Annotated in this window: 11 protein-coding genes and 1 pseudogene; 5 read left to right on the forward strand and 7 right to left on the reverse strand. The window is 67.2% G+C overall.

Annotated elements, in window-relative coordinates; all coding sequences use genetic code 11:
- Positions 1–31 precede the first annotated feature (31 nt).
- The 7 genes from AB0D14_RS40955 to AB0D14_RS40985 all read right to left on the reverse strand — a co-directional run bounded on the left by AB0D14_RS40955 (position 32) and on the right by AB0D14_RS40985 (position 7,529).
- Positions 32–1,246 carry a pectin acetylesterase-family hydrolase gene (locus AB0D14_RS40955; RefSeq protein WP_362789361.1) on the reverse strand — a complete coding sequence of 405 codons (1,215 nt, stop codon included), beginning with the start codon at positions 1,244–1,246 and terminating at the stop codon, positions 32–34.
- Positions 1,247–1,456: 210 nt separating this feature from the next.
- Positions 1,457–2,980 (reverse strand): FAD-dependent oxidoreductase, encoded by a 1,524-nt coding sequence (locus tag AB0D14_RS40960; protein ID WP_362789397.1) that lies wholly within the window; start codon positions 2,978–2,980, stop codon positions 1,457–1,459.
- Positions 2,981–3,041: 61 nt separating this feature from the next.
- Complete coding sequence (locus tag AB0D14_RS40965; protein ID WP_362789364.1) at positions 3,042–3,740, reverse strand: TetR/AcrR family transcriptional regulator C-terminal domain-containing protein; 699 nt, start codon at positions 3,738–3,740, stop codon at positions 3,042–3,044.
- A 270-nt stretch (positions 3,741–4,010) separates the two neighbouring features.
- Positions 4,011–5,336, reverse strand: coding sequence for an IS110 family transposase (locus tag AB0D14_RS40970; protein WP_362789367.1), 1,326 nt, complete (start codon positions 5,334–5,336; stop codon positions 4,011–4,013).
- Between the two features lie 187 nt (positions 5,337–5,523).
- Complete coding sequence (locus AB0D14_RS40975; RefSeq protein ID WP_362789369.1) at positions 5,524–6,177, reverse strand: transposase family protein; 654 nt, start codon at positions 6,175–6,177, stop codon at positions 5,524–5,526.
- A gap of 182 nt (positions 6,178–6,359) precedes the next feature.
- Positions 6,360–6,725: a hypothetical protein gene (locus AB0D14_RS40980; protein ID WP_362789372.1), complete on the reverse strand. Its 366-nt coding sequence runs from the start codon at positions 6,723–6,725 to the stop codon at positions 6,360–6,362.
- 171 nt (positions 6,726–6,896) lie between these two features.
- Positions 6,897–7,529 (reverse strand): hypothetical protein, encoded by a 633-nt coding sequence (locus AB0D14_RS40985; protein ID WP_362789375.1) that lies wholly within the window; start codon positions 7,527–7,529, stop codon positions 6,897–6,899.
- 1,617 nt (positions 7,530–9,146) lie between these two features.
- Here AB0D14_RS40985 and AB0D14_RS40990 point away from each other — a divergent pair.
- From AB0D14_RS40990 to AB0D14_RS41010, 5 genes and pseudogenes are all read left to right on the forward strand, one after another.
- Complete coding sequence (locus tag AB0D14_RS40990; protein WP_362789378.1) at positions 9,147–9,989, forward strand: MerR family transcriptional regulator; 843 nt, start codon at positions 9,147–9,149, stop codon at positions 9,987–9,989.
- 728 nt (positions 9,990–10,717) lie between these two features.
- A complete protein-coding gene (locus tag AB0D14_RS40995) occupies positions 10,718–10,975 on the forward strand; it encodes a TniQ family protein (RefSeq protein WP_362789400.1) in 258 nt (85 codons plus the stop codon).
- Positions 10,920–11,288 carry a hypothetical protein gene (locus AB0D14_RS41000; protein ID WP_362789380.1) on the forward strand — a complete coding sequence of 123 codons (369 nt, stop codon included), beginning with the start codon at positions 10,920–10,922 and terminating at the stop codon, positions 11,286–11,288. The genes AB0D14_RS40995 and AB0D14_RS41000 overlap by 56 nt, the downstream gene beginning before the upstream one ends.
- Before the next feature lie 547 nt (positions 11,289–11,835).
- On the forward strand, positions 11,836–12,264 hold the full coding sequence (locus AB0D14_RS41005; RefSeq protein WP_362789383.1) for a hypothetical protein: 429 nt from the start codon (positions 11,836–11,838) through the stop codon (positions 12,262–12,264).
- 358 nt (positions 12,265–12,622) lie between these two features.
- Positions 12,623–12,754: pseudogene (locus AB0D14_RS41010) on the forward strand (alkene reductase); the annotation flags it as partial.
- Positions 12,755–13,035: the final 281 nt, after the last annotated feature.

The raw sequence follows: 13,035 nt of genomic DNA on the forward strand, positions 1-13,035 counted from the left end.
CGACGATGCGACACAGTTGGTGAGGGCTCTTTCACAGGAGCAGCTCGTGCCCGAGGGAGATGTCTTCGTCGTCGATGACGTTCCGCTTGACCCATATGGAGAAGGGCACTCCGTCAGCTGTGCACTTGTTGTAGTACTCGTTGGTGGTCAGGGTGTGTTCGGTGGTGTGCCTCTTCGTGTTGTGGCCCCAGTCTGTGAGGAAGTAGCTGTAGTGGATGTCGGCCTCGTCAAGCCGCTTGATGGAAGCCTTGGCGTGGGCTGCCCAGTCGTCGATGAACTCGTTCGTCTGGGTTGACTTGTGGTTCAGTGCGGCGCTGAAGCGGGTGAGGGTGTCGTCGTAAAGAGTGTTGCTGTGCAGGTACTTGATGTTGTGTGTCATCGCGTCCGTGCGGTGGATGAGGGCGTTCTCGAAGAGGTCGGTGCCGATCTTGAAGCCCAGGGTCCTTGCGCTGTCGGCTTGCCAGGTGCTGTCCAGGATTTCGCTCCATCGGGCAGTTTCGATTCCCACGCCGTCGGAGAGGCAGTAGAGCTTCGCTTCTGTGTAGTGGTCGGCGATCTGCGGCACGTAGAAGGCGGAGGCCCAGGCTCCGGAGCTTTCGCCGGAGACCATGATCTTGTCGACGTCTGGGAAGTTGACGTAGACCCAGTCGAGCACGGCTTTGCAGTTCTTGCGCCCGTTGTGACGGACCTCGATGTTCTTGCCTTTGTGGGTGTATGTGTTGGTGGCGTTGCCTACGTGCATGTCCCCGGTGCTGTAGGGGACGAAGACGAAGTTCCAGTCGCGGAAAGCGTTGGTGGTATCTCGGCGGTCAGCCATCCCGGCGAGTGCGGCGGGGAACAGTCTGGTCAGCGAGTTGAAGTAGAACATCTTCAAGTCTCGCGTGTACCCGCGCAGCGCACCCACGAGCTTGATCGGGCGACTGGCAGTTTCACCGTCCCAGCAGGCGCCGCCACCAGAGAAGTGGATCACAAGATTCTTGGATGTGCCGCGCCTGACGAACATCGCGTAGTCGGAGCCGTCGCCGCTCGTGGTCGTGTCGCCCAAATCAACCGTGTGCCATTTGGTGTCGGTGATCTCGTCGAGGCTGGCTACGTGGTTCGGGCGGGCGAAATGGACGAAGTACAGGTAGAGGAATCCCAGAACGATCACGGCTGCGATCGTTGCTGCGGTCACGAGTGCATTCACATAAAGACCGGAGACCACAGCGCAGCCGGCCACGGCCGCGATCCACTTGGTTGCTTTCATTGATTTCCTGCCTGTCCTTGTCGTGGGATGTGCATCTGGAGTGTTTTTGTCAGGTCAGTCGAACAGAGCGAGGTCGATGGACTGCGCCAGGGCGGCGTATCCGGCATTGCCACGGAGGTGGTCTCCCATGTGCAGGTCGCTGCGGATGCGGCTGGGGTCGGCGGGGTCGCGCCAGACGGCGTCGAACCCGCCGCGGCGGGTTCGTGGTCTCTAGCCTTTCGGGGTGCCGAACCACTGCGTGGCGGCTCCCTCGAACTCTGTGGGGTCGAGGGTGCGGGCGCAGGCCCAGGCCACAACACCGTCGGGGCGGATGAGTAGAGCAGTGAGGCCGAGGCTGTTACGCACGGGGCCGGCTGCGAACCGAATCCGGCCCTGCCACTTCTGCACCGCGCCGTGTAGTGCCTGATCGTCTGTGAAGTCCAGCGCAGCGCCCTGGCCGCTGTTGAGCAGGTCGCCGAGTCGGGTGCCGTCCTCGAAGTGGAAGTCCGGGGCGCTGGTGCCGAGAATCGGGTGGCCGGCACCGAGGGCGTAGTGATGGAACAGGCCCGAGGTCCTGCGGTAGACGTGCGTGGTTCCGCCCGTCGTGCGCATGAGGTCGCGTACCAGGTTGCGCAGGGCAGGGGCGTTGGGGCCGGGTTTCATGGTCGCTACCTGAGCGCGGGACCAGCCGAGGATGGAGGCGCCGACGGGGAGGCGCTCGCTGGTGTAGGTGTCCAGCAAGCTGGCCGGTGCGGTGTCCTGGATGGTGGCGGCGAGCTTCCAGCCGAGATTCATGGCGTCCCCGATGCCGAGGTTGAGGCCCTGGCCGCCCAGCGGCGAGTGGATGTGCGCGGCGTCGCCGGCGAGCAGCACACGGCCCTTGCGGTAGGCGGTCACCTGCATGGCGCGGTCGGTGAAGCTGGAGGCGAGGTGCACTTCGTTCAGTGTTGCGTCGGTGCCGGAGACGCGGCGCAGAACCGTCTGCAGATGCTCGCGGGTCAGAGGCTGAGAACGGTCGAAGGTGCCGCCGTCGAAGTCCATCATGCCCAGGTGCCCTGCGAGGGGCGTGCGCAGGTACATGCCGCTGTCGGTCAGGTTGAACCCGAGGGGCAGCTGCTCGGGGTCGGCGAAGGTGACCTGTGCGACATAGCCGGTGAACGATGGCTCGGTGCCGACGAATTCGAAGCCGGCCAGCTGGCGCACCATGCTGCGGCCACCGTCGCAACCCACCAGCCACCGCGAGCGGTACTGCTGCGCACCCGCGGTGATGACAGTGCCCTCGCCGTCCTGACTCACCGCCGTGACCGGCGCATTCCGGATGATCTCAACGCCGAGCGCGGTAGCCCGTTCGGCCAGCACCGTGGTGACTGCGTCCAGGCTCGTCATGAACCCTTCCATGGCCGGGCCGGGCAGCCTGAAGGGCAGGGCGGTGGTGTCGACATCGGCGGCATCGAGCGTCATGCCCGCGAAATGGCTGAGCTCACGCGGGTCGGGCGCCTCGACAGCTTCCGGATCCGCACCGACTTTCTGCGGATCGGCACCGGACGCCTTCATCGCCGCTTCCAGCAGCCCGCGTCGGTAGAACGTCTCGGCGGATCCGGCGTTCAGGCCCCTCAGCCCGAGTGGAAGGGCCTGCAACGGCTGGTGCGGCTCCGGGTTCCGCTCCAGGACGAGGACGGAGCAACCGCCCAGGGCCAGCTCGCCGGCCATGAACAGTCCGACGGGACCGGCGCCCGCGATGATGACGTCGTGCATGAGCGTCATGAGCGTTCCCCTTCTGAAAATCACTGACGGGGCCTGCCGGACCGTGGGCGGGTCAGTGCAGGCGGGCGAGGCCGTCGAGGATGACGGCAATGCCGGTGAGGAACTGCTCGCGATCGTCGTGCTCTCGCATCTGGCCGACGACGGCGTGCATGAACGGGTAGGTGTCGGCGGCGAGTTCCTGCCATGCCGCCGAGGCCGCATCGAAGAATTCGTCCCGGTCCACGTCCCCATCGATGCCAGAGGTGTCCCCTTCGATGCGGGCGTTCTGGCTGACCGCTCCGAGGATGTAGTGAACGAGCGTCGAGGCCGCGTCGAACCAGCGCTCCCTCGGCACGCCAAGGGCGCCTACCTGCTGGCCGATCCGCTCGAAGATCTCGACGGTGACGAGTCCGACCGGATTGCGGACGATCTGGAGGGTCAGCCGCGTTGCGAGCCACTGATGATCGGCGATCGCATCGAACAGAGCCAGCACAACGGCCCGGATCTCCTCGGCCGGCGTGCCCGAGGTCTCGACCCGCCGGGCGCCCAGGGCTCCAGTCACGACCTCCTCCGTCGCTGCATCCAGCAGATCGTCCCGCCTGCCCACGTGATAGGTGATCGCACCGGACCCGGTCGACAGACGGTCACTGAGCGCGCGGATGGTCAACGCGCCCTCGCCTCCCGCGTCCAGCAGTTCGATGGCGGCGGAAAGAATCTGCTCCCGCGAGAGCACCTGATTACGCCGCTGGGACCGGCGCGCCGACGGTGTCATGCCTTCACGATGTCACATTTAGTACGCCGTGCCAATTTGGAGCAGTGCACCAATGCGTCGTGGTGTTGATTTCGGCGCGCTGCACCAAGAAGAGGCCGGTGCTGCATCGGCCCAGCTCGAGAGAGGGGTACATCACGCAAACGTGTCTTCCAAGACTTTCGTAGCCGGTGATCGTGCCTGGTGAGGGATGCTGATCGGAAAATCGAGGTTCGGGAGGGCAGGCGGCAGCATCCGGGCCGCTTGCGGACCGGATGACGGTGGGTGGGGCGGTCAGGCTGATGCTGTTGTAAGTGCGACCTGATGGCCGAGGGCCTGGAGCTGGCGGACGAGGTCGCGGGTCTTGCGGGCGGGGTTCAGATGGCGCTGGTGCCAGTCACTGCCGAGTTCCTGGTAGGCCGCGTCCGGGTCGTTGATCAGGTGCCAGGTGATGACGAGTATCGAGCGGGCGACGGCGACCAGAGCTTTGGCGTGTCCGCGGCGTTTGACAATGCGCCGGTAGCGGGCGCCGAGGAAGGTGTCGGTGCGGGCGGCGGCGTTGGCGGCCTCGCCAAGGGCGCCCTTGAGCCAGGGGTTGCCCTGTCCTGCCGGACCTGCCGTGTTCTTCGCCCCGGACTGGATGGTCCGTGGACACAACTTGGCCCACGAGACAAGGTGTTCGGGGCTGGGGAAGCGGCTCATGTCCGTGCCGATCTCGGCGAGGATGATCTGCGCGGTGGCGAGTCCGATGCCGGGGACGGCATCCAGCTTCTCGGCCAGGATGCGAGCGTCCATGTGGCCGGTGGATGAATCGTCTGCGAGGTCGTCGTGCGGGGTGGTGATCTCCTCCAGGGTGTGGGCGATGAGCCGGTCGAGTTCCTGGATCTGTGCGGTCAGATGGTCGACGGTGCCCAGCAGCACCCGTAACAGCCGTGCGTGGTGGTCCTCGAACTGTCCGGTGAGGGCCTCGATGAGGGCGGGCTTCTTCTTGATCAGGCTGCCCTTGGCCAGGTCGGCGAGACTTCGCGGGTTGCGTTCGCCGGCGACCATCGCGTCGAGCATGGCCCGCCCGGACATGCCGAACAGATCCGAGACCACGCCGGACAGTTTGATCTGCGCATCCTGGAGGGCCTTGTCGACACGGTGCTTGTGGCGGGTGCGTTCCTGCACGAACACGGTGCGGGTGCGGGTGAAGTCCCGCAGCTGCCTCACCTGTTTCGGCGGGACGAACGAGGCCCGGACCATGCCGCGTTCGGCGAGCTTGGCCAGCCAGACCGCGTCCAGTTTGTCGGTCTTCGGCCGGCCGGGGACGTTCTTCACGTCACGTGCGTTGACGAGCCAGCAGTCCAGGCCGCGGGCTTCCAACAGGTAGAAGAAGGGGCGCCAGTACGAGCCCGTCGCTTCCATGACCACCCGCTCGACCCCCTGGCAGACCAGCTTGTCGCCGAGTTCCAGGATCGCGTTGGTGGTCGAGGCGACCGCCCAGACCTGCTGGACGTGCCGGCCCTCAATGGTGTCGTGTGGGACGCGCAGGCAGACCATTCCGGATGCCTTGCCGATGTCGATCGCCGCGACCCTGGCGACCGTGCCGTCGTCGTGGTCTTCTCTCAACTCCTCCATGATGTACCCCCAGTTGTGATCGTGCAGGCAGGGGCTGCCCGGGAAGCCAAAGGGGTAACAGAGAAGCTGATCGGCGTGCTCAAGGCGACAGTGTGCGGCCCCCTCGGACGGCTCCCTCACCAGACTCCTATGCGGGCTCACAGCCCAAACATCAAGCGGCGTCGGCGGACAGCCCCTGTACTGATTTTCACGCCTGCGGGGCGTCACCGCAGGTGAACGGTCGACTCCTATGGATGTCAAGCGGTTTCGGTGAGGCCGCGACGTGCGGCACGGCGAGCCTGGCGTAGTCCGCGCCGGAGATGGCCAGCGAGCGATCAAGGCGGGCTGCATTGAAGTAAAGGCAGGGCCGGGCAATGACGTCCGGGTCCGCGGGTGCGGCCCTGGCCGTCACTGAAGGTGGTGGTCTTGATGGTGTTCTGCCTCTTCTTGCCGGACACGAACGCCTTCCGGCCGGGGCGGCCCGCGCGCGGGCGCCGGACCTGCACCTCCGTGCCGTCGATCCGCAGCCTGACGCCTCCGCGGCGGTATAGGCGAACAGATCCTCCAGCGTGTGCAGCCGCAGCCCCGGCCGGCCGGGCAACGCGAAGTCCCGGGCCACCAGCAGCGGCCGGAGCTCTCGGATCGCGCCGGAGACGGTCGAGCGGTCCACCCGGTACAGCTCGGCCAGTGCCGCGTGCGGCAGGCCCAGCCGCAGGTGGACCAGCGTTACCAGGAGCCGGTCGGTGAACACCAGCCGCTGCCTGCGCCCGGCCCCAGCGGCCCGCCGCCGTTCCCCGCCCCGCCGCTCGCGCAGTGCGGACTCACGGCGGGCTTGCCACTTCGGGGCGAGTTCTTCGAGCAACTCGCCGAAATGTGCGCGAGAGACCCCGGTCAGGGCAGGATGGGAACAGGCCGCGCGGGCCCAAGTAGGCGTCACAACTCACCCAACCCGCACGGCCTTTCTCATGTCACGGTCAGGCCCGGCCGGCACTGCCCCGAAACCCGCAAGGGCCGCCCGGCCCTGGCGAGACGCCCGTCATCCCGTCATCCTCCCTGCGCCTTGACGTGCTCGATGACCTCGTTGAGATCCTCGGTCGGCGAGAAATCGATGTACTCGCAGTCTTCGAGCGCCACCGGGGCGTGGCCGGGCGGCCAGTAGAAGGCCTCACCTGCTTCGTAGAACTCGTCACCGTCCGGCGTCCGCATCTTCAGCCGCCCCTTGAAGAGGTAGCCCCAGTGCGGGCATGGACACAGGTCGCCGGCCAGGCCCTTAAGAGCCGGCCCCATGTCGGTGCCCTCGGGAAATGTCACAAAGGCAACGGACATGTCTCCACCGACGTCCTGCATACGAAACTCCACCCCGCCACCTTCGATGGCGACAGGAGTGTCCTTCCGCGTCGTTGCTGTCATAGCTCCTCCCTGCTCACCCAAGGGAAACAGCAGACCCCTCCCCTCCAGCATGGACCCTGGAGCTACACACCGCGATGCGGATTTGGGGGCGAGATCAGAAACCGAGACTGGTCCTCGCCCGCATGACGACCCGCTGATCACCCACCAGCCGATCCGCCAGGCCAGCAGTGATCAGCAGGCCCCAACGTCAATTACTCCCAAGGTCGTAAGCACGATGTCCGCCCGGGCGCCGCCCTTGCCGAGGTTGGACCACGTTCCCGTCGCGGGCAGCGGCACCTCGGTCGCGTAGGAGGCGATGGTGCCCAGCCCGGCCGGTGCGTCGACGGCGTCCTGCGCGGCGGCGAGGACGTCGGTCGGCTCGCTATCGAGCTCGGTCAGGTCCGGCTTCGGGCGCAGCAGTGCGAGCAGGGTGTCGTTGACGGCTATCGGGTGGGAGGCGCCGCTGCGTCCCGCGCCACGGGCCGGGCCGCCCATCTCCCCCACCGGACGTCCAAGCTCGTAGGAGGCGGCCTTCAGACCCATGGGCGTGAGGTTGCGCAGGGTGTCCCCGCCCGAGGTCTTCCCGCCGTTCTCCACCAGGCCGTGCTTGCGCAGATCGGAGAGCGCCCCGAGGTGCGAGGCGGTGCGGGCCTGCTTCCGCTGGGAGGGCTTGTCCTTGTCGGTGTGCCGGTAGCTCATGTGCGGGGCTGAGATCTGCTGGATCTGTTCGACGGTCGCGACCTTCAGCACTCCGAGCACGCGCAGCACGTCGCCGCGCAGGTTGTTCGTCGACCCCGCCGGGTTCGTCTTCCGCTTCCCCGCCATCAGCCCCGCTCCCTTCCCCTCGTTGCCCACGCGCGGCCACCGGCCGGGCGCCGGCCACGCCCGGCCGCAGAGGGCGTCCGGCGCCCGGACCCGATGATCTCCTCCTCCACGGACATCACACAGAAGTTCAGGAGGAGGAGAGAAGAGGGTTGTGACAACGCGGAGCGCGACCGTATCCGCGTGGTGACCTGCGGTTTTTCCGTCCTGCTCGATGTCGGGCACCAAAGTGGGTTCCACCGTGGCATCCCAAGTGCGCACCGCAGGAGGCCGGGACGGCTTGCCCGGTGCTGGTCGGGCCCATGGTCGGGGCGAGCTCGCCGGGCGCCTGCCGGTGGTCGGTGCTTGGTCATCGCGGTGGCTCCTTCGCTTCGGACCGCCCTTCGGTGGGCGGTGATCGAGGAAGCAGCGTGCCCGGGACCCCATTCCCTGCGGTCTGACGGCGGCTCGTAGCAAGCGGGTCTAGGGGAAACGGAGCGATGACCGGTGTGGCGGCTGGCCTGGACAAGGGGTCGTGGCCGGGCTCGTGGTCGGGCCGACCATGGTGGACAAGGGGGCCGGACTTGGCCCTGGCAGACCGATTCATCCTGTCCGGCGGGGAGGGAGAATTCTCCGTCCTCTGTCCACAGGCCAGCACGCCGACCATGCGAGAACGCCGCCGCGAGTCGCTCGGCGGTCATCGTCACCGCGCTGGGGAGCGCGGCTGTGGCCGTGAGGAGAGCTTGATGCCGTACCTGATCCCGTCCCGTACACCGATGACACCGGAGTAGGTGGAGCGGGGCTTCGACTACCTCCTGGCGCTGCAGATGGGTGGCGGCGCCGCTGTCGCCGGGTGGACGGAAGCGGAGCTGGCGTTCATCCTGCTGCGGCTTGCCGAGGACATCGTCTGACCCGTCACGACCGTGGGCGGAGAGGCAGACCCGTGCGCGGACTCCTTCGCGCTGGACGAGGTCGGGTGCGTGCTGCTGTCCGCGCTGCGGGACTGGGCGCGGGACTCCCCCACCACGGCGGCGTTGGGCATCGCCCGCAGCATCATCCGGTTCACGGTGAACGTCATCCCGGACCCCGACCATGCGGACACCGCCAACACTCTGGAGGCGATGCGAGACGAGCGCCTGGTGTTGGCCCCGGTAGCCGCACCACCGTGGGAGTGGGTGCGCACCTGGTGCGGTGGTGCGCACCCACCCGTGCGCACCGAGTTACGGCGAATCCACCACGATGCGCACCGCGCGCGGTTTTCCTGGATCACCAAACCTGGACACTGTTGGCCAATGCGTTGGCGGACCGGCCGCCCGGGGGGGGGCATCGGTCGCGGAATACGGAGCATCCAGGGAGTGCCTTTGAATCCACCACCCTGTCTGTGAGTCTGCGGCACGATGACTCGATGACAGACGGATGGGGGACGGTCACTGCAGTGGTGGTGACCATCATTGGAACGATCGTGGTGGGCATCCTTGCGTACCGAGCTGGTCGTGACCAAGTGAGTGATCAAGCACGCGTTGAACACGGCCAGCGGGGCCGCCCGATAGCCCGTCAGGGTCCGGGTGGTGGGAAGTTGCACATGCCGTAGCGGCATATGGTGTCGTCGAGGGCACCACAGCACGAAAGGCCCTGTCTGCGATGTACCCCTCCGCCATGCCTCCCCGCGAGGTCAAGATCGGCGATGCCGCCGCCTTCGCCGGAACCACCCCGCGCGCCATTCGTCACTACCACCAGATCGGTCTGCTGCCGGAGCCCGAGCGAGGCGGAGACGGACGCCGCCGCTACGCCTACGACGACATGATCCGCCTGCTGTGGATCCGCAAGATGTCCGAGGCCGGCATCAGCCTGGACGACATGCGGGCCGCCTTCAACGAAACCCGGGACGTTGAGGACGTCCTGGGCCGGCTGGAGGAAACCCTGGCCGCCCAGGAGGCCGACATCAAGCGTCAGCGGGCGGCAGTCCAGCGCCTGCGGGTCGTGGGCAGCCCACTGGGCCTGCTCTCCCCGTTGGTCACGGACCGGCTCAGCCACCTGCCTTCTGGCGCACTACGCCCCTCCGACCTGGACGCCCTGCTGGTCACGGAACGGATCTTCGGGCCGCTGGGAGCCGCAATTCAGGCCAGCGTGTTCATCATCCTGGCGACCCATCCCGGCCTACGGGCCGAGGCAGACCGCCTCGACGCGGCCGACGCCGCCCTCGATGACACCGTCGACCCCCACGACCCGCAGGTCGAGGAACTCGCCGCGCAGCACTGCGCCCACCACAAGGCCCTGCACCAGGCCATTGAAGCGGCCGGACTGGACGTGGCCGAGGAGAAGCTCTTCGATATCTACGACGCCGAGGCGAGCGGCGAGGAGGAGGTCCAGATGAGCGCCTTCGAAGCGATAACTAAGATGCCCTACGGCTTCTCCGCGGCCCGGACACGGTGCGTGGAACTCACAGGACAGCTCCTTGCCGAGCTCCTCTCCACAGACAGCTGATCGCTGGTGTGGCCGTGCGTGAGGATCCCGGATCGGCCACCGACACGAAGCCAGCCTCTCGACGTCTCGACACGGCCCGCACACTCCACGAGCGGGAAACCCAAGCCGACGACCCGCGGGCCACGCTCCTTGAAACTCCCCACTTCGTTGAACATTAGAGCGAGCGATGCAAGGAGCATGCCTGGCCGTTTTCAAGAATCCCCATCACAGCGACCGGCGGGACCGGCGCAAGGTCTTTTTCCAGGACCCGGGCGACCACGAGACCTGGCACGTCCTGCGCTGGACGGGGCCTCCGCCTCAGGGCGAGGTCCCGGCATTCTCAGACAAGACCGTCGAAGCCCTCATGGCCGACGTCCGTCTCGGCAAGCTCAAGGTTCTCAGCGACACCGAGCTCCTGCCCCCGCTGCTGGACATCCTGCGATCGGCGACCCCTGTCGATCAGTGGCCCACCCAGATGACCAGGAAAGAGAAGGTGTCCCGCTCGCGCCTGGCCTCCCAGGGCCGGGCCGCGGCAGCCGACCGCCCGCCTGCGACGGTTCCGGCGGCTGGGGAGACAGCTTCGTACGCCGACGACGGAGAGCTGGCCGGACCGTCCTGGCCCCGGGACGCGCGAACCGTCCAGGCCGCCGTCGACGCGGACCTGCGCCGGCGCCGGGAGGACCTCGACCAGCATCCGGAGGCTCCTCACCTGCTGGACGACGCTCTGCGGTGTCTTCCCCGTCTGGCTGCTGACAACGTCGACGCGCTACTGCCCCTCCTGCCTCGCCGGCGACGGCTCGGCCATCCAGCAGCGCCACAGCGGCCCCTGGCAGCTGGCCTGGCGGTTGGCGGCCAACTTCGCTTGTCTGGAGCACCGGTTCCTTCCTGCGCACCACCTGTCACGCCTGCGGGCTGCCGGCCCAGAGGATCCGCGGCAGCTCACGCGGTCTGATGGTGGAGCCGCACGCCGATCCCCTTCACCTCGCCCAGTGCCGCAACGTCAATGACCCCGAGCAGGGGCCCTGCGGCGTCCGGCTCGACGCCGCTCACCTCACCGACAATGACAGCCCCTCGGACGACCTGCTCAACCTGCAGCAACGCCTCCTGCACGCCCGCCCCTACGGCGCCAGCAGCTCACTGGACCCGCTGGCCGGCCACAACCGCATGACCGACCTCTTCGTTCTGGCCGCGCTCATCCGCGCCACCTGGCCGCTGACTGCACACCTGGCACCGAGCCCGTCCCTCGCGCGCGCCCTCGATCACGACATCGGCCGACCCGGGCCGGCTCCGTCACTGCGAATCTCCACCACTGCCCAGTAGCGCTGGACAGCGACGTCTTCTCCGCCCGCGGCACAGCCGCCCTCCTGTCGATCTCGGCACGAATTTTGAACCTCTCCCTGCCGGAGCTCCGCCTCGAACTCAGGCGGGTCATCGCCGAGATGCCTCCACTCGACGACGCTGCATGGGGCCACACATGGCTGAACCTACGACGCGACAGCTCACCGCTGTTCCGGCACGAAGTCCTCCAGTTGCTCGACCAGCGGTTCCCCCGGCCCCTTCCCACTCAGGTTGCTCTGCCGGGGTTTCTGCAGATCCGCCGGCGCAGCTACTCGGCGAAAGCGGTCCCCCAGTTCCTCCCCGGGGAATGGGCAGAGATCATCACGGGACCGCTCGGCCACACATCGGGCCGCTCTCCTGGGAACGTCGCGGTCCGCAGAGGCCTTGCAGCCCATCTCGTCCAGGCGGCCACGGGCATGTCGTTGAACGAGGCGGGAGCCTATCTCGGCATCCCTCCTACTTGGATGGCCGCCTGGGGAGGTTCCGCCCCTTGGAGGAGCGCTTGTACGGTCGCCGAGCCGATCTGTCCATGCTGTTCCAACGTCTCACCGATCACGTCGCTGACCAGCCGGCCGTGGACTACGCCGCTCGACGGAAACGCTTCGAGAACTGGACTCTCCCCGAGTCGGACCTGCAGAGGATCGTCGAGAACTACCCCAGCAGACGCCGACTCATCGTCGGCGGCTCCCAGGGAGGGGCTCGGGTCCGCGTCGGCTTCTCCGCCCTGGTCTGGTCCCGGCTCACCGGCAGCGAGTGGCGTCTGGCACCTGACCTGCAACCACTCCCCGTGGAGGGAGTCGCCGTGGTCGATGCCGCAGTCATCCACCAACTCCAGGGCCGCAATCCGGACCATCAGCCCTTCTACACCTACCTCCATAACCTCTTACCGGACTACGCCGACGAGGCCCTCGGACAGTGTGGGTTCTCAGCTGAGCTGGTCTCTTCTCACCGGATCTGATCCGTACCTGATGGGTCTCATTGGTTCTGATCCGCCCGCTGCGGGGGCCAGTGGAGGATGTCGAGAACCTTTGCCGGATATTGGGGCCGGGGAGGGTGGGTTGGACGGTCTGGTGGCGGTGCGCGGCATGGCGCCAGCGTCGTTGTCGGGGTTCGCGGTCGGGTACGTCGACGCGGACGGCCGCGAGCGGCGCGACGGCCTGGTAGAGGCGGCCGCGGTGGCGTTCGAGTCGGTGCCGCCGGTGCGCTCGTTCCCGGTGTATCGGGGTCAGCGCAACAACACCGGGTTGGTGGTCGGCTACGACCGGCGGGCATGTGGGTTTCGAGGCTTGGCTGGAACGCGATCACCTGCGGCCGCTCTGGCCAACCCGGACCTGCCGGCCCGCCTCCAGTCGAACGCCCCGCTGAACGCGGCCGACCCGGCCACCTTCTACGGCGGCGACCGCACCGGATACACCGACTACCCCACCCTCGACGCGGCACAGAAGTGACATGGCACCGGCGCGCGACCCGTCGCGCGCCGGTAGAGGCGCCACCTGAGGGTGAAGGGACAGGGTAAGTCGATCAAAGTGGTTGGGGTAGGAGTGCCAGGCCGGTCTCCCAGAGGTCTGCATCTCCTGGTGAGTGGCGTGGTCCGCCGGCCCGCGACGAGTAGGCTGATCGTTCGTTGTCGGACAGGGGAGGCCGGCGTGGACTATGGCGACAAGCTCTTCTGGCTCTCGGTCGTGATTCAACGCAAGTACGCGCAGATCTGCGCCGGGTTCGACCTGAC

This window comes from Streptomyces sp. NPDC048484 (assembly GCF_040651415.1).
Lineage (GTDB): Bacteria > Actinomycetota > Actinomycetes > Streptomycetales > Streptomycetaceae > Streptomyces.